Raw genomic sequence first — 17,430 nt, 5'->3', positions numbered from 1 at the left:
TACCTAAAACACAAACGTCCGGGAGGTGAATCATGACAACGCTAGTAACCTACTTCAGTGCTGAAGGAACCACAGCAGCGGTAGCAAAGGAATTCGCAGCTAAGATTGGCGCTGATCTTTTTGAGATAGTTCCAGAGCAGCCTTACACAGCTGCAGATATCAAGTGGACCAATCCACTTGCAAGATGTAACAAAGAGCAGATTGGTAAGAAGGATGTTCCTGTAAGTGGAAGAATTGAGAACTTTGACAACTATGATACTGTCTACATTGGCTTTCCTATCTGGTATGGCCAGGCGCCAAGAGTAGTATACACATTCTGTAAGGGCTATGATTGGAATGGCAAGACTATACACGCATTTGCCACATCTGGTGGAAGCGGAATAGGTAAGACAGCTGAGAAGCTTGGAGAATATGTTTCAGGAGCAGCATCAGTAGATGCTAAGCTTGCACATTCCGCATCAGAACTGTAATACGTGAGATTTTTACAAAATTGTCCTAACATGGTAATATATATTCTGCCGTGTTAGGGCTATTTTTATTGTAGATTATTTATGTATTGAAGGAGATAAATACCATGAAGTTGGGCATAGTAGGTTTACCAAACGTAGGTAAGTCAACACTTTTTAACTCACTCACAAATGCAGGAGCGCTTGCTGCGAACTATCCTTTCGCTACAATCGATCCTAACGTGGGAGTTGTAGCAGTACCTGATAAGAGGCTTAAGGCTCTTGGAGATCTTTATCATTCCAAGAAGGTTACACCAGCAACTATTGAGTTCGTTGATATTGCTGGACTTGTAAAGGGCGCATCTAAGGGCGAAGGTCTTGGAAACCAGTTCCTTGCTAATATTAGAGAGACAGATGCTATCGTGCATGTAGTAAGATGCTTTGAGGATCCTAACGTTGTACATGTAGATGGAAGCGTTGATCCAGCAAGAGATATCGAGACAATTAACCTTGAGCTTATTTTTGCTGACCTTGAGGTACTTGAGCGTAGAATTGCCAAGGTTACCAAGACAGCCAGAATGGACAAGACAGCGGCTAAAGAGCTTGAGCTTCTCAATAAGATCAAGGCTACTCTTGAAGACAACAAGATGGCAAGAGAGCTTGAAATTGAGGATGAAGATGAGAAGGCACTTATGAACAGCATGGATCTTCTCACATGGAAGCCAGTTATTTATGCAGCAAATGTCAAGGATGATGATCTTGCAGATGATGGCGCTTCTAACCAGTATGTACAGGCTGTAAGAGATCTGGCAGCTAAGTCTGGTAGTGAAGTATTTGTAATCAGCGCTCAGATCGAGGCTGAGATTTCTGAGCTTGACGAGGATGAGAAGGCAGAGTTCCTTGATAGCCTTGGCCTTACTGAGTCAGGTCTTGATAAGCTTATTGCAGCAAGCTACAGAACTCTTGGACTTATGAGCTTCCTTACATCTGGTGAAGATGAGACAAGAGCTTGGACTATCAAGATTGGTACTAAGGCTCCACAGGCAGCAGGTAAGATTCACACTGACTTTGAGAGAGGCTTTATCAAGGCAGAGGTTATCAACTACGAGGATCTTCTCCGCGAAGGCTCACTTTCCGCAGCAAGAGAAAAAGGACTTGTCCGCATGGAAGGTAAAGAGTACGTCGTTCAGGATGGAGATGTGATATTATTTAGGTTTAACGTGTGATACTGCAAAGCATCGCAGAAATATTGATGTGTAAGACAATGCAAGCTCGCTTGCGTATTGGTTTACATATCAATATTTGTATGAGGCGCGCAGCGCCTCAACGAGGAATTACGAAGTAATTCCGAGTCTGCGATGCTGACATATATATAACATGGAGGATATTATGCCTGACATAATGGGGAAAATGGATATTGCATTTCCGAATCTGCATATCTATTTAAAAGATGTTCCGAAGTCATTTTCAATATTTGGCTTTGATATTGCTTTGTATGGGGTGATCATAGGGCTGGGATTTTTCCTGGCGCTGCTGCTTATATCCAGAATGGCTAAAAAGACTGGTCAGAACCCTGATGATTACTGGGATATAGCGGTTTATATCATTGTCTTTTCCATAATAGGAGCGAGGATTTACTACGTGTTCTTCGCCTGGGATTATTACAAGGATAATCCGATAAGTGTGCTGTACATCAGAAATGGTGGACTTGCCATTTACGGAGGTGTTATTGCGGGCTTCCTTACGGCCTTCATTTACACCAAGGTCAAGAAAAAGAACTTCCTCATGATGGCAGATACTATCATGTATGGACTTCTTCTTGGGCAGCTAATTGGCAGATGGGGGAACTTTACTAACAGAGAGGCTTTTGGAGAATACACAAATGGCCTTCTGGCAATGAGACTTCCCGTTGATGCTGTAAGGGGCGGCGAGATCACAGCTCTTATGAAAGAGCATATGAGCGCAGCCACAAATTACATTCAGGTGAGCCCTACATTCCTATATGAGAGCCTTTGGAATCTGTGCCTGTTGATACTTCTTTTTATCTACTGCAAGCACAAGAAGTTTAACGGCGAGATAGTTCTTTTGTATCTTGCAGGCTACGGCCTTGGCAGATCATGGATCGAGGGCCTTCGCACAGATCAGCTTATCATGCACACTACAGGACTTCCAGTTTCACAGATGCTGGCTATATGCCTTGTAATCTTTGGAGTTTTAGCGGATGTTATAGTAAGAATCAGGATCATGGGAAAAGAAGTTTCCACCTGGCCTGAAGCAGCAGAAGCAGAAAAAGAGACATCTGAAATAGAGACATCTGAGAAAGAAACATCTGAAAAAGAGACAAAAACAGAATAAGTTATATTGAAGATAGCAAATGAGTTATTTATTACTTGAAAGAGTGATAGATAGCTCTTTTTTTATCTCTTTTTTGCCTCATATCTTTCTGCAAGTTAAACACTCTGACATGAATTATTAATTTTTCATAAATAAAAATTCTGTTCTACAACATATTCTTACTCTTTTGTTACCCACCACAACATATATTTAACATTTGTTAATTTGCTAATTTGGATGCAAAAACGGGGTTGTTTTAATAAAAAAATTAACCTATAATACATTTAGGTGGTAAAAAGTGTCACAAAGTGGTAAAAAGTGGTAGAAAAAGTGGTAAAATAATTTGGGAACAGCGTTTAAAGGTGAATACAGTCATTCCATAGATGCTAAGGGAAGACTCATAATGCCTGCTAAATTCCGCGAACTCCTTGGCGAACAATTTGTGGTGACTAAGGGATTTGACGGATGCCTTTTTGTGTTCTCTGAAGAAGGGTGGGAAGCCTTTGAGGAGAAACTACAGGCCCTTCCTATGGATAAGCCTGAGGCCAGAATGCTGGGAAGATTCTTTATCGCTGGAGCCATCGACGCTGAAGTGGACAAGCAGGGCAGAATACTGATTCCTGCAAATCTTTTAGCTCATGCCAAGATCGAGAAAGAGGCTGTGATCGCCGGAGTCGGCAACAGAGCTGAAATCTGGAGCAAGGCTGAGTGGGAGAAGGCTAGCACCTTTGATGACATCAATAGCATTGCTGCGAAGATGAGCGAGTACGGTTTGAGTATTTAAGGAAAAGACATGGAATTTAAACATTATTCGGTGCTTCTTAATGAGTGCCTGGACAATTTGAATATTAAGCCTGATGGAATCTATCTTGATGGTACTCTGGGCGGAGCCGGTCACTCTTTTCACATAGCAGAGAGACTTACCGCGGGCGGACATCTCTACGGGACTGACCAGGATGAGGATGCTATTGCTGCGGCTACTAAGAGACTTGAGCCCTTTGCGGACAGAGTCACCATTATCAGAGATAATTACGAGAATGCAGTTACAAGACTCCGTAATCTTGGAGTTAAGGGCGTGGATGGAATTCTTTTGGATCTTGGAGTATCTTCCTATCAGCTTGATAACGCTGAAAGGGGATTTACCTACAAGGAGGATGTGCCTCTTGATATGAGAATGGATCAGAGACAGACCCTTACAGCCAGAGATATTGTCAACGACTATTCTGAGACAGAAATCTTCCACATCATAAGAGACTATGGCGAGGACAAGTTCGCCAAGAACATCGCCAAGCACATCTGCATAGAGAGAGCTAAGGCTCCAATTGAGACTACATTCCAGCTTAACGACATTATAAAGGCAGCAATTCCAGCCAAGATGAGGGAAAAGGGAGGACATCCTTCCAAGAGGACCTATCAGGCTATCAGGATTGCGCTCAATAGAGAACTAGATGTGCTGCAGAACTCCCTTGATGGATTCATAGATTTTTTGAATCCGGGAGGAAGACTATGCGTTATAACCTTCCATTCACTGGAAGATCGTATAACCAAGAATAACTTCCGAACAAATGAGAACCCTTGCACTTGCCCACCCAACTTCCCAGTTTGCGTGTGTGGCAAGGTCTCCAAGGGTAAGGTTGTGACCAGGAAGCCTATTTTGCCAAGTGATGAAGAACTTGCAGAAAATAAGAGATCACAGAGCGCTAAACTCAGAGTATTTGAGAAGGCTGGCGAATGAGTCTTGGACAACAATCATCAAGCAGCTAATCGCATCTAGGAATACAGAATATTAGAAATAAAGAAATACAGATATAAAGAAATACAGATATTAAGAAATACAGAAACATAGAAGTACACAAATTCGGAAATTCAGAATAGAAAAGGAGGATGAACATGGCAAACAGATATGTTTATGGAAATACTGTTAGAAAAGTAAATAGACCAGAAAGTCAGCCCAGGCCACTCCATGTTCAGCCTGAGAGAAAAAGAAGACATCATATGAGCCTTGGCTATTTGCTGTTTTTATCAGTGGCTGTCATGCTAATGGTTGTGACTCTGTCCTGGTATATTTCTCTTCAGTCACAGATCACAAACTCTGTTAAGAACATTGCTACACTTGAGAGTCAACTTAACACATTGAAACAGGAGAATGATGAGGCGTATAATAGAGCGAATGGAAATGTTGACCTCGAGGAGGTTAAGAGAATAGCCATTCAGGAATATGGAATGACCTATGCATCAGAGGGACAGATCGTTACTTACTCTGATGGAGGCGGCAACGACTATGTTCGTCAGGTTGCTCCGATTCCACAAAGTGATGGAAAGTGATGTGCCGTAGATGAGACAAAAGAAAAAGCCAAATGGTCAGAAATTTACTTATGGAATGAGAAAAAAGCTGTTAGTACTATTTGTTTTAGTACTAATGGCTTTCGTTGGATTAGGGGTCAGACTCATTCTGATCACTCAGAATAATGGAGAAGAGTACGAGAGGCAGGTTTTGTCACAGCAGCAGTTTGACTCAACAACCTTGCCATTCAGGCGAGGAGAGATACTTGATGCCAACGGAACGATCCTTGCCTACAGTGAGAAGGTCTACAACCTGATCCTGGATGCCAAGCTTCTTTTAAGAGATGAGAAATATCTCGAGCCCACTTTAAAAGCTCTCGTAACTGAATTTGAGCTTGATGGAGGGCAGATCAGAAACTATCTTAGTGATCATCCAACATCTCAGTACTACGTTCTGGCAAAAAAGCTATCTTATGAGCAAATAGCTGATTTCCAGGAGATGATAACTCCCGGTACAGAAAAATATGATGAAAACATCCAGGGTGTCTGGTTTGAATCAGGATACATAAGGAAGTATCCAAACGGGTCGCTTGCCTGCGATATCATTGGTTTTACAACTGGTGATAACAATGGTATGTATGGCCTTGAGGAATACTACAATGACGTCCTGAGCGGAACTACAGGAAGAGAGTACGGCTATATCGATGATGATTCAAATCTTGAGAGGACTACAATTCCTGCAACTGATGGAGATAGCATAGTTACTACAATTGATGGTAACCTTCAGAATATTGTTGAGAAGTATCTTCAGGAATTTAATGACGAATATGTCAACAACGTCCGTGAGGGTAATGGAGCCAATAATGTGGGCTGTATCATGATGAATGTTGATACCGGCGAGATCCTGGCTATGTCAAGCTACCCCTTTTACGACCTTAATGACCCAAGAGATACATCAAGGCTTATTGGTATGCCTGCAGTTGATGAAAAGGGCAATAAGATAAAAGGCGAGTCGATTTATGACTCAGGCGTTTATATCACAGAGGACATGCTCTCTACCTTTACCAGCGAGCAGCTTTATCAGAACTATAACGCTCTTTGGAAAAACTTCTGCATAACAGATACCTACGAGCCTGGATCTGTTGCCAAGCCCTTTACAGTTGCTACTGGCCTTGAAACAGGGGCTATTACAGGTAACGAGGTGTACAATTGTACAGGATCTTTGGAAGTTGGCGGATGGGATATCAAGTGCCATAACGTCTACGGTGATGGACAGGTTTCTGTAGAAAGAGGTGTAGAGATTTCCTGTAACGTTGCAATGATGTACATTGGTCAGTCCATTGGAATTGATGATTTTACCAAGTTCCAGAGACAGTTTGGCTTTGGACTAAAGACCAACATTGACCTTGCAGGAGAAGCCAGAACAGAGGGACTTACTTACAAGTCTACAGATATGGTTCCTACTGACCTTGCGGTCAATACCTTCGGACAGGGCTTTAACGTAGATATGATCGAGATGATCACAGCCTACTGCTCACTTATAAATGGTGGCTATTTCTACGAGCCTCATGTGGTAAAAAAGATAGTTAATTCAAGTGGTGCTACAGTCAAGAATATTGAGCCAAGAGTATTAAGACAGACAGTTTCCCAGAGCACTTCTGATAAGATAATCCAGTACTGCGAAGCGGTTGTAATGGGAGATGAAGGTACAGGTAAGACTGCAAGACCAGCGGGCTACAGGATAATTGGTAAGACTGGAACAGCCCAGACTCTTCCTCGTGGTAACCGTCAGTACGTTGTATCTTTTATGGGAGCAGCTCCTGCTGATGACCCCAAGATTGCAGTTTATGTTGTAGTAGACAGGCCAAACGTTGCAGATCAGTCTACATCAACAAGACTTGCTACAACCCTTGTCAGAAAGATCCTTACAGAAGCACTTCCTTATCTCAACATTCCTATGACTGAGGAACTATCTGAGAAAGAGCAGCAGGAACTTGCTGAGCTTCGTGAAAAGATGATCACGCCTCCTCTTGCAGAAGGTGCTGAGAGCTCAGAAGCTGCAAGCGCAGAATCTTCTGAGGAAAATATAGAAGAAGTTGAGATTCAGGTAGAAGAAACTGGAGATACAGAAGAAAAGCCAGCTATCTGGGAGTCGTTTGACGTTGACCCTACAACGGGGTATTATATTGACCCGGACACAGGTAATCTTTTAGACCCTGTAAATGGAAGTCCTTCCGGATCAGATGAACTACCTGATTTTGGAAATGATGAAAAGTGGAATAGTAGCGAGGGAAGTAGCGGTGAGTGATTATTTATTGAGAATACTGATACCAGTTTTTGTAGGATTTATTATTGCGGCAATCATTGGTCCCTGGATCATTGAAATGCTAAGAAGCCTTAAGGCAAGACAGACAGAAAGAGAAGAGGGCCTTGAGTCCCACAAGAAGAAGCAGGGAACACCTACAATGGGAGGAATTATATTCCTTATACCTTTTCTTTTGATCGGAATATTCTATGCAAGCAGTCATAAAGAGATAATTCCGGTGCTGATCCTGACCTTTGGCTTTGGAGTTATTGGTTTTCTTGATGATTATATCAAGGTTGTAAGAAAGCATAACGAAGGCCTTAAGCCTATGCAGAAGCTCTTGGGACAGCTTATTGTAGTTGTTCTTTTTGCAGTATATGTCAGCATCTTTACTGACATTTCTCTGGCCATGACCATTCCTTTTACAAATATAACCTTGGATTTTGGAATATTTAATTATCCTGTTCTTTTCTTTATTGCTCTTGGAACAGGTAATGCAACCAACCTTACAGACGGCGTTGACGGCCTGTGCGCCTCAGTAACCGCTGTAGTGTCCGTATTTTTTATATTTGCAGCGAAGTTCTATGGAGCAACTGGCTCAGAAGTAATGGCTTCAGCCATGTTGGGAGCTCTTTTGGGATATCTTATATATAACGTATATCCTGGAAAAGTCATGATGGGAGATCTTGGATCTCTTGCTATAGGCGGCTTTGTAACAAGTATGGCCTATATGATGAAGCTCCCGATCTTTATTGTGATCTTTGGCATTATCTATTTTGCGGAGACAGTGTCAGTTATCATGCAGGTTACCTATTTTAAGGCAACTCATGGTAAAAGAATTTTCAGAATGGCACCACTTCACCATCACTTTGAAAAAGGTGGCTGGTCAGAGACAAAGGTTGTAAACGTATTTACAACAGTGACAATACTGGCGTGCCTTCTTGCCTATGCAGGACTTAGATAAAAGATATAGTTATGGCGATAATATGGATAAAATGATTTAAATGGTAACCGGATATTATCTGGAGATCATTAAAAAAATTAAGAAATACAGAAGGAAGTTACAATGACAGCAGATTTAAAAGGAAAAAAAGTTCTTGTGATCGGTTCTGGCCTTTCAGGTGTAGGATCAGTAAATCTTCTCAATAAGGTAGGCGCATTGCCTGTTGTTCTTGAGGAAAATACTAAGGTTACAGAGGAAGACATCAGAAATAAGCTCCACGAGGAAGACAGAGACAAGACTGAAATAATTATTGGTACAATAGAGGATTCAAAGCTTGATGAAATAAGCCTTACAGTTCCATCACCAGCTGTACCTCTTGATGCGCCTACTGTAATGCGTATCAAGGAAAAGAATATCCCTATCTGGAGCGAGATAGAGCTTGCCTATAATTTTGCAAAGGGCAAGATGGTAGCTATCACAGGAACAAATGGTAAGACTACTACAACAACTCTTGTGGGCGAGATCATGAAGGCTCACTTTGGAAAGGCCTATGTAGTCGGTAATATCGGCGTTTCCTATGCTGAGAGTGCTCTTGAAATGACAGAGGATAGCGTAACAGTGGGAGAGATCAGCTCTTTTCAGCTTGAGGCGGTAGATAATTTCCACGCCAACGTTTCAGCTATTTTGAATATTACTCCAGACCACCTGAACAGGCACCACACAATGGAGTGCTACGCTCAGATGAAGGAGAATATCACTCATAATCAGACTCAGGAAGATACCTGCGTTCTTAATTATGACAACGAATATACCAGGGATTTCGGTACAAGGTGCCCAGCCAGAGTTGTCTTTTTCTCAACAAAAGAAAAACTTGCTGACGGCTTCTATCTTGATGGTGAGGACATTTTCATGAGCACAGCAGGAAATGCAATGAAGGTTATGAATATCCATGATATGAACCTTGTAGGCATGTGCAATGTAGAAAATGTTATGGCAGCTATTGCAATGTCACTTGCTATGGAGGTGCCACTTGCTACAATCCTTGAAGTTATCAGGAATTTCAAGGCTGTTGAGCACAGAATTGAGTTTGTAGCTACTAAGCGTGGCGTTGACTATTACAATGATTCAAAGGGAACTAATCCTGATGCTGCAATTCAGGGCATCAGAGCCATGAGCAAGCCTACAATCCTCATCGGAGGAGGCTATGATAAGGGCAACGAGTACGATGAGTGGATCGAGAGCTTTGGAGATACAGTAAAGCTCCTTGTTCTCATCGGACAGACAAGGGACAAGATAGCAGAATGTGCACAGAAACATGGCTTTACTAATTATGTTTTCAAGGATACTTACGAGGAAGCGCTTAATTTCTGCACAGAGAGCGCACAGCCGGGAGATGCAGTTCTTTTGTCACCAGCCTGCGCAAGCTGGGATATGTTCCCAAATTACGAGACAAGAGGCAAAAAGTTTAAGGAATACGTAAACAAATTGTCTGACTAAACTGTATTAAAATATTAGAGAGATAACGAAGGCTCTTTGCCTACACAGGGGGGAATTTTGACAAAGCCAGCTTTTTTAACAAAACCAAGAGAAGAATCATATGTGGATTATAGTCTGATATTTATAGTTCTGTTTTTGATCGCATTTGGACTTATCATGCTCTATTCCACAAGCTCATATGCCGCTGCGATCAGTACCGGGGATTCTGCGTATTATTTTAAACACCAGATGGGACCTACGATCATAGGGCTTATTGGCATGATTGGCTTTTCATATTTCCCGCACAGGTTCTTGCAAAAGCTCTCTGTGCCGATTTATATTTTTGCGGCAGCGCTTCTTTTTCTCATTATTCCTTATGGAAAAGAAATCAATGGTGCCAAGAGATGGCTTATCATCGCTGGTGTATCAATTCAGCCTGCTGAGATTGCCAAGTTTGCTGTAATCATCTTTTCAGCAACTATGATCATCAAGCTCAGAAAGAACCTTACTACGGTTAAGGGGTTTATGGTTGCATTAGTGTTCCCACTGATCATTGCCTTTATGGTTTATAAGATCACTAAAAACCTGAGTTCTGCAATTATCATCTTGGGTATCACGATCATCATGCTCTTTGTTTCTACACCGGGCTATAAGCTCTACGTGTTGTCTGCTGCAGCGATACTTGCGGTTGTGGCTGTTGGCGTGTATCTAATAGCCAATGCTGAGGACAGTAGTAGCATGAACTATCGATTTATACGAGTTCTGGCCTGGCTTGATCCTGCTGCATATGCCAGCGATAAGAGCTTCCAGACTATTCAGGCTCTTTACGCCATTGGCTCTGGCGGCTGGGCAGGTAAGGGACTTGGCGAGAGTATGCAGAAGATGAAGCTTCCAGAAGCTCAGAACGATATGATCTTTTCTATCATATGCGAGGAACTTGGGCTCCTTGGCGCACTGGCTGTTATGTTCATGTTCTTTTTGCTGATCTGGAGACTTATGATTATAGCCAACAACGCCAATGACATGTATGGAGCTCTTTTGACTATAGGAGTTATGGCGCATATTTCTATCCAGGTTATCCTGAATATCGCCGTAGTGACCAATACGATTCCTAACACAGGAATTACGCTGCCCTTTATAAGTTACGGCGGATCTGCGGTCATATTTCAGCTGGCAGAGATTGGAATTGCACTGAATGTGGCCAGAAGTATTGGCAAATAAGGGAAAAGACTTAACTGGGGGAGATGTAGTTCTTTTACATGGCAAAAAAGAGAAGAAAAAGGGCCGTAAAGCGGCGAAGAAGACAATATGAATATCGGCCTGGGTTAAGAGAGAGGCTTGAGGATTTTCACCCGATAGAGAGCATTAAAAACTCGTTTCAGACCAGTAGGAGTTTGTATATAATAATTGGAATTTTATTTCTGCTTCTTCTGGGGTGCGGGATTGCCGTTAAATATGTGGCAAACACCTACACTGTGACTAACATTTATGTCAGCGGCAATACCCATTACACCAATGAAGAAATCATTGATATGGTCATTACCGATAAGCTTAGTCACAATTCCTTGTATCTTTCGCTTAAATACAGGAATAAGAGCATTGAAAACGTTCCGTTTGTGGAGAAAATGGACGTGGACATTGTCTCACCTGATACTATCAGGATAAATGTCTATGAGAAGGCTGTGGCAGGATATATAGCCTATCTTGGGCATTACATGTACTTTGACAGGGATGGAATAGTGGTTGAGAGCTCAATGGAGCCTTCTGACTCGGTTCCGCAGGTCTTGGGCCTTGATTTTAACTATGTTATCCTCTACGAGAAACTTCCAGTGGAAAATGAGACAGTATTTGCCGAAATTTTGGATATAACACAGCTGCTTGATAAGTATCATTTACACGCTAATAAGATATTTTTTGATGCAGAATACAATGTATATTTGTATTTCGACGGTGTTGAAGTGAGTTTGGGAACCCGTGAATTTATAGATGAAAAAATAATACAACTTCAATACATATTGCCTAACCTGGAAGGTAAAAATGGCATCTTAGAGATGAAAGATTTTGACGAAGACACCAAAAATGTTACATTTGAAGAGAAAAAATAATAAATTGTTTTCGAAAAACCAAAAATTTAGAATAAAAAAACGGGTTGATAATTGAAAGAAAAAATCGTATCATAGCTATTAGGAGTTTATGAGGTTTGTGAAGGAGGAGTAATCTTGCTGGAGATAAAGTCAAATGAGGCTGAATCTGGCTGCAAAATCATCGTAGTTGGGGTTGGCGGCGCAGGTAATAATGCTGTAAATAGAATGGTAGATGAAAATATTACCGGTGTAGAATTCATCGGTATTAATACTGATAAGCAGGCTCTTCAGCTCTGCAAGGCACCTAAGCTTTTACAGATTGGTGAGAAGCTTACCAAGGGTCTTGGTGCAGGTGCTAAGCCAGAGATTGGACAGAAGGCTGCAGAGGAGAGCGCAGAGGAGATTTCTGCTGCACTTAAGGGCGCAGATATGGTATTCGTTACCTGTGGTATGGGTGGCGGAACCGGTACTGGTGCTGCTCCTGTAGTTGCCAAGCTTGCCAAGGACATGGGAATCCTTACTGTAGGCGTAGTTACTAAGCCTTTCAGTTTCGAGGCTCGTGTTCGTATGCAGAACGCTATGCTTGGTATACAGAATATTAAATCTAATGTAGATACACTTATCGTTATTCCTAATGATAAGCTTCTTCAGATTGTTGACAGACGTACTACAATGCCTGATGCACTCAAGAAGGCAGATGAAGTACTTCAGCAGGCTGTTCAGGGAATTACTGATCTTATCAATGTTCCTGCAGTTATCAATCTTGACTTTGCTGATGTTCAGACAGTTATGAAGGATAGAGGAATCGCTCATATCGGTATCGGTAGTGGTAAGGGCGATGACAAGGCTACAGATGCTGTTAAGATGGCTGTTGAGTCTCCACTTCTTGAGACTAAGATCAATGGCGCATCTAATGTTATCATCAATATTTCTGGTGATATCACTCTTGCAGATGCATCTGATGCTTCCGAGTATGTTCGTAGTCTTGCAGGAGATGACGTTAATGTTATCTTTGGTGCAATGTACGATGAGAGCAAGACAGATACATGTACTATTACTGTTATTGCTACAGGTATTGAGGACAAGATCAATACTGTTGTTAAGCCAGCTGCCACAGCAACTGCAGCTCCTCACGTTGGAGTTTCACCAGTTCAGGCACAGAGCCAGGTACAGCCTACAGTAGTTCCACTTCAGGCTTCACCTGTAACACCTCTTCAGGCAGTTGTTAGCCCTATGCCTACAGCAAGCGCTGAGAGCGTTAATACAGTTAATATCGCAAGACCTACTCAGCCACTTACTCTTAACAAACCTTCAGAGATCAGAAGCACAGTAGAACCTAAGTCACTTAAGATTCCTGATTTCCTTCAGAGAAAGTGATTTAAGGATTTGATTTTCGATTTATAGGATAAAGATTTAGCCCTTGTTTCCGCGACGCGGGAACAAGGGCTTTTTTTGGTGGCATTACACGAAAGTGCATAGAAGTCGCAAATTCATATAAACAAGTTTTAGGTTGTAGTGCTTGCTGAGACTTTATGGCTTATACGAAAATGGTGTGCAGGCTGATTTGCGTGTAAGCCAGGTTCCTGGTGGTTTTATACGAAAGTGTAGTGTAGGCCAGATTTCGTATAAGCCACCACTTTGGTGGCATTACACGAAAATGTATAGAAGCCACAAATGCATATAAACAAGTTTTAGGTTGTAGTGCAAGCTGAGACTTTAAGGCTTATACGAAAATAGCGTGCAGGCTTGTTTGCATGTAAGCCGTGGTTCCTGGTGGTTTTATACGAAAGTGTAGTGATAGCCAGATTTCGTATAAGCCACCACTCTAGTGGCTTTATATGAAAGTGCATAAAAGCCACAAATGCATATAAACAAGTTTTAGGTTGTAGTGCAAGCTGAGACTTTAAGGCTTATACGAAAATAGCGTGCAGTCTTGTTTGCATGTAAGCCATGTCTCTAGTGCCCTTTATACGAAAGTGGCTTGCATGCCAGTTTTCATGCAAACCACCACTTTAGCGGCTTTATACGAAAGTGCATAGAAGCCACAAATGCATATAAACAAGTTTTAGGTTGTAGTGCTTGCTGAGACTTTATGGCTTATACGAAAATGGTGTGTAGGCTGATTTGCATGTAAGCCAGGTTTCTGGTGGTTTTATACGAAAGTGTAGTGTAGGCCAGATTCGTATAAGCCACCACTTTGGTGGCATTACACGAAAGTGCATAGAAGCCACAAATGCATATAAACAAGTTCAAATTTTCGGTTCAAATTTTTCCCCCATTTTCTAATTCCTTAATTTTTCATTTAAGTTATTTTTAGGTAAGTTCCCCATAATAAGGCCATAAGCTACAGACGGATCAAACAAGGCAACCAAAGAAAGAGAGATTAGAAGCATGAAAAAGAGAAAACAAGTTTTAGCCATATTACTTCTAAGCGCCGCGCTAGCTGCTACAGGATGCAGCACAACACTTGCTAGTGGCACAAGCTCAGAAGTATCACAAGATAGTGAAAGTTCAGCAGATGTATCTGCAAGCTCCGATTTAGATCAGAACCAGTCAGCAGATGGCAATGCCTCAGAAGAAGCAAATGCTAGCGGAGACAACAATGAGACCGCAGATGCGCAGGCAAATGGCCAGTTCCCAGGAGGCGCTGGTCCTCAGGGGTTCAACGGCTCCGGATCTTCAGTTGCATCAACTGCACTTGACCTGACAACAATTCTTGATTTTGAGAATATGTTCAGCGATAGAGATCTTGAGCAGGAGGCAGATTTAAGTGAAGCTCAGAACCTGACTCTGGAGAGTGGAAAAGACATAACTATCACCGAAGAAGGTGTTTATGTGATAAGCGGCACAGCCACTGACTGCACAATAATTGTAGAAGCAGATGATACAGCTAAAGTCCAGTTGGTGCTCGACGGAGTATCAATCACAAATACTGATTTCCCAGCTATCTACGTCAAAAACGCTGACAAGGTATTTGTTACAACAACTTCATCAAGCAATACACTTACGGTGAGCGGAACCTTTACTGCTGATGGAGAGACAAACACAGACGCAGTTATTTTTTCAAAGGATGACATTACATTTAATGGAACAGGTACACTTTCAATCAGTTCCACAGCAAATGGCATTACCGGCAAGAATGACGTGAAATTTACAGGCGGCACTTACACAATCACTTCCGCAGAAGATGCAATTGAAGCTGGCGATTCAATCAGAGTATGCGATGGTTCTTTTACCATCAAATCGGAAAAAGATGCCCTTCATAGCGAAGATTCAGATGATGACACCACAGGATATGTATATATCAGCGGAGGAAGCTTTGATATCGACGCTGCTGACGATGGAATCCAGGCCACAACATATCTTGTGATTGACGGCGGAACAATTGATGTAAACGCAGCAGAGGCGCTTGAAGGAACCTACATCCAGATAAATGACGGAACAATAAACATCTACGCCACAGATGATGGAATCAACGCTTCTACAAAGTGCAGCACAATAGGCCCTGTTATTGAAATCACAGGTGGCGATCTCACGATAGAGATGGGCAGCGGTGACACAGATGCCCTTGATGCTAACGGCGCGCTTTACATAACTGGCGGAAACATCGACATTACAGCCCAGTTCGCATTTGATTATGACACCGAAGCAACCTTTACAGGCGGAACAATTACAGTAAACGGTGAAGAAGTTACAGAAATCACAGAGTCCATGATGATGGGCGGCGGAGGCTTCGGAGGACGAGGCGGCATGGGCCCTCAGGGACAGATGAATGGTCAGGGCGGCACTCCACCCCAAGGAGATATGAACTCTCAGGGCGGCACACCACCAGAAGGTAGTGATCAGCAGTTTGGCACACCACCTCAGGATAATCAGAATGGTCAGACAATGGGCCGTGGCGGCAAATTCAATCAAAACCAGCAGACAACCCAGTCACAGGAATCTACAGAGCAAGCTAGCAACTAAAAATTCATCATAGAGAGGAACAAAAATGGCAGGCTTTAAAGACGTATTTGAAAGAATCGAACTTAAATTTTTACTGGATGAAATGCAGTACAGAGCCCTCATGAAAAGGCTTGAACCCATCGCAAAGGTTGATAGCTATGGGCAGACATCCATACTCAACATATATTTTGACACTCCGGACTTTCAGCTAATCGAGAAATCCCTTGAAAAGCCCGTATACAAAGAAAAGCTCAGGCTCCGCACCTACGGAATCCCTGAGGATGACACAAATGCTTTTATCGAGATCAAGAAAAAGTATAAGGGCGTCGTGTACAAAAGGCGCATTTCCATGGGCTATGAGGACGCTTTATACTATCTCTTGGAGGGAAAAGAGCCAGAGAAGCCCAGTCAGATTTCCCACGAAATAGACTACTTTATGCAGTACTACAAGGGAATAAAGCCTGCCATGGCTATTTCCTATGACCGAATCGCGATGGCCGGAATAAATGATCCAGACCTTAGGATCACCTTTGATACCAATATCAGATGGAGACGGGATAATCTTTCTCTCAAGTATGGCAACACAGGAAAAGACATACTTCTTCCAGGACAGCACCTGATGGAGCTCAAGATTGCAGGCGCAATGACCATGGAAATGGCACATATACTAGACGAGCTTAATATACGCCAGACCTCTTTTTCCAAGTACGGGAGAGGCTACACCAACTACATGACTGAACTTATTGAGAGAAACAAAAAGAAAAATGCCAGCATCCAGCAGTTTCGCGAAGCTGTGTAAGTATTATTAAGCAATGAAATAAAAGGAGAATTCAAATGACAACAGATCTTATTTTTGGAACCATAATGACAAGCGGCACAATCTCAGGCGTGAGCTTTATCATAGCCACCCTCTGCTCACTTGTAATAGGCTGCTTTATCGCCTTCATGTACACTTTAAAGAACAACTATTCAAAGAGCTACATAGTTACGCTGGCTCTTCTTCCTGCCATCGTTCAGGTAGTAATTATGCTTGTTAACGGCAATATCGGAGCCGGAGTTGCGGTAGCTGGCGCCTTTTCACTGGTACGTTTCCGTTCAGCTCCTGGTACAGGAAAAGAAATCACAAGTATCTTCCTTGCCATGGCTGTAGGCCTTGCAACAGGTATGGGCTACATCGGAATCGCTGCTATTTTTGCAGTTATCATCACACTTGCTAATCTCCTCCTCTCAAGCCTTTCATTTAAGGGAATCGGCCTTGAGGAAAAGACTTTAAAGATCACAGTTCCAGAAAGTCTTGATTTTGAAGGAATCTTCGATGACATTTTCATGCGCTATACAAATACTGCAAATCTTGAAGAAGTTAAGACATCAGGAATGGGAAGCCTTTACAAGCTTACATACAAGGTAGTATTAAGGGATAAGGCTTCAACTAAGGGAATGATCGATGAGATCAGACAGAGAAACGGAAATCTTGAAGTTACTTGCTCAAGACCAGTCATGGTAAAGGCTGAGGAACTTTAAACTTGTTTATATGAATTTGCGGCTTCTATGCACTTTCGTGTAAAGCCGCTAAAGTGGTGGCTTGCATGGAAACTGGCATGCAAGCCACTTTCG

At 42.3% G+C, this 17,430-nt stretch carries 15 protein-coding genes; all 15 read left to right on the top strand.

The genetic code is table 11. The annotated features are described in order from the left end of the window. Positions 1-32 precede the first annotated feature (32 nt). The 15 genes from G631_RS0102745 (at position 33) to G631_RS0102675 (ending at position 17,337) form a co-directional block, all read left to right on the top strand. Positions 33-470 (top strand): flavodoxin, encoded by a 438-nt coding sequence (locus tag G631_RS0102745; protein ID WP_026488148.1) that lies wholly within the window; start codon positions 33-35, stop codon positions 468-470. Positions 471-574: 104 nt separating this feature from the next. Further along, positions 575-1,672 carry a redox-regulated ATPase YchF gene (gene ychF / locus G631_RS0102740; RefSeq protein WP_026488147.1) on the top strand — a complete coding sequence of 366 codons (1,098 nt, stop codon included), beginning with the start codon at positions 575-577 and terminating at the stop codon, positions 1,670-1,672. A gap of 163 nt (positions 1,673-1,835) precedes the next feature. Beyond that, positions 1,836-2,801 (top strand): prolipoprotein diacylglyceryl transferase, encoded by a 966-nt coding sequence (gene lgt / locus G631_RS17765; protein ID WP_242829049.1) that lies wholly within the window; start codon positions 1,836-1,838, stop codon positions 2,799-2,801. 322 nt (positions 2,802-3,123) lie between these two features. After that, positions 3,124-3,564 (top strand): division/cell wall cluster transcriptional repressor MraZ, encoded by a 441-nt coding sequence (gene mraZ / locus G631_RS0102730; RefSeq protein WP_026488146.1) that lies wholly within the window; start codon positions 3,124-3,126, stop codon positions 3,562-3,564. Positions 3,565-3,573: 9 nt separating this feature from the next. Then, positions 3,574-4,515 carry a 16S rRNA (cytosine(1402)-N(4))-methyltransferase RsmH gene (gene rsmH / locus G631_RS0102725; protein WP_026488145.1) on the top strand — a complete coding sequence of 314 codons (942 nt, stop codon included), beginning with the start codon at positions 3,574-3,576 and terminating at the stop codon, positions 4,513-4,515. Between the two features lie 155 nt (positions 4,516-4,670). After that, positions 4,671-5,105, top strand: a complete 435-nt coding sequence (locus G631_RS0102720; protein ID WP_026488144.1) for a cell division protein FtsL — start codon at positions 4,671-4,673, stop codon at positions 5,103-5,105. A gap of 10 nt (positions 5,106-5,115) precedes the next feature. Continuing rightward, positions 5,116-7,371: a penicillin-binding transpeptidase domain-containing protein gene (locus tag G631_RS0102715; protein ID WP_026488143.1), complete on the top strand. Its 2,256-nt coding sequence runs from the start codon at positions 5,116-5,118 to the stop codon at positions 7,369-7,371. Continuing rightward, complete coding sequence (gene mraY / locus G631_RS0102710; protein WP_026488142.1) at positions 7,364-8,332, top strand: phospho-N-acetylmuramoyl-pentapeptide-transferase; 969 nt, start codon at positions 7,364-7,366, stop codon at positions 8,330-8,332. The genes G631_RS0102715 and mraY overlap by 8 nt, the downstream gene beginning before the upstream one ends. Before the next feature lie 102 nt (positions 8,333-8,434). After that, positions 8,435-9,808 carry a UDP-N-acetylmuramoyl-L-alanine--D-glutamate ligase gene (gene murD, locus G631_RS0102705; RefSeq protein WP_026488141.1) on the top strand — a complete coding sequence of 458 codons (1,374 nt, stop codon included), beginning with the start codon at positions 8,435-8,437 and terminating at the stop codon, positions 9,806-9,808. Between the two features lie 57 nt (positions 9,809-9,865). After that, on the top strand, positions 9,866-11,008 hold the full coding sequence (locus tag G631_RS0102700) for an FtsW/RodA/SpoVE family cell cycle protein (protein ID WP_026488140.1): 1,143 nt from the start codon (positions 9,866-9,868) through the stop codon (positions 11,006-11,008). A 38-nt stretch (positions 11,009-11,046) separates the two neighbouring features. Beyond that, positions 11,047-11,892: a cell division protein FtsQ/DivIB gene (locus G631_RS0102695; protein WP_026488139.1), complete on the top strand. Its 846-nt coding sequence runs from the start codon at positions 11,047-11,049 to the stop codon at positions 11,890-11,892. A gap of 114 nt (positions 11,893-12,006) precedes the next feature. Then, a complete protein-coding gene (gene ftsZ / locus G631_RS0102690; protein ID WP_026488138.1) occupies positions 12,007-13,248 on the top strand; it encodes a cell division protein FtsZ in 1,242 nt (413 codons plus the stop codon). A gap of 1,014 nt (positions 13,249-14,262) precedes the next feature. Beyond that, entirely contained in the window at positions 14,263-15,837 is a 1,575-nt protein-coding gene (locus tag G631_RS17760) for a carbohydrate-binding domain-containing protein (RefSeq protein WP_051196743.1), read from the top strand. A 25-nt stretch (positions 15,838-15,862) separates the two neighbouring features. Beyond that, positions 15,863-16,615 (top strand): polyphosphate polymerase domain-containing protein, encoded by a 753-nt coding sequence (locus G631_RS0102680; RefSeq protein WP_026488137.1) that lies wholly within the window; start codon positions 15,863-15,865, stop codon positions 16,613-16,615. A gap of 35 nt (positions 16,616-16,650) precedes the next feature. Beyond that, positions 16,651-17,337, top strand: a complete 687-nt coding sequence (locus G631_RS0102675) for a DUF4956 domain-containing protein (RefSeq protein WP_026488136.1) — start codon at positions 16,651-16,653, stop codon at positions 17,335-17,337. The last annotated feature ends 93 nt before the right edge of the window (positions 17,338-17,430 follow it).

Origin of the sequence: Butyrivibrio sp. XBB1001 (assembly GCF_000424505.1) — a bacterium.
Lineage (GTDB): Bacteria > Bacillota > Clostridia > Lachnospirales > Lachnospiraceae > Butyrivibrio.
This window is presented reverse-complemented; position numbering and strand designations above follow the sequence as displayed.

What these genes read in the sequence shown, in the direction of transcription:
- G631_RS0102745 (WP_026488148.1), top strand. Translation starts at nt 33, where the DNA reads ATGACAACGCTAGTAACCTACTTCAGTGCTGAAGGAACCACAGCAGCG.
- G631_RS0102675 (WP_026488136.1), top strand. Translation starts at nt 16,651, where the DNA reads ATGACAACAGATCTTATTTTTGGAACCATAATGACAAGCGGCACAATC.
- G631_RS0102680 (WP_026488137.1), top strand. Translation starts at nt 15,863, where the DNA reads ATGGCAGGCTTTAAAGACGTATTTGAAAGAATCGAACTTAAATTTTTA.
- ychF (WP_026488147.1), top strand. Translation starts at nt 575, where the DNA reads ATGAAGTTGGGCATAGTAGGTTTACCAAACGTAGGTAAGTCAACACTT.
- murD (WP_026488141.1), top strand. Translation starts at nt 8,435, where the DNA reads ATGACAGCAGATTTAAAAGGAAAAAAAGTTCTTGTGATCGGTTCTGGC.
- G631_RS0102715 (WP_026488143.1), top strand. Translation starts at nt 5,116, where the DNA reads ATGAGACAAAAGAAAAAGCCAAATGGTCAGAAATTTACTTATGGAATG.
- lgt (WP_242829049.1), top strand. Translation starts at nt 1,836, where the DNA reads ATGCCTGACATAATGGGGAAAATGGATATTGCATTTCCGAATCTGCAT.
- G631_RS0102720 (WP_026488144.1), top strand. Translation starts at nt 4,671, where the DNA reads ATGGCAAACAGATATGTTTATGGAAATACTGTTAGAAAAGTAAATAGA.
- G631_RS0102695 (WP_026488139.1), top strand. Translation starts at nt 11,047, where the DNA reads ATGGCAAAAAAGAGAAGAAAAAGGGCCGTAAAGCGGCGAAGAAGACAA.
- G631_RS17760 (WP_051196743.1), top strand. Translation starts at nt 14,263, where the DNA reads ATGAAAAAGAGAAAACAAGTTTTAGCCATATTACTTCTAAGCGCCGCG.
- rsmH (WP_026488145.1), top strand. Translation starts at nt 3,574, where the DNA reads ATGGAATTTAAACATTATTCGGTGCTTCTTAATGAGTGCCTGGACAAT.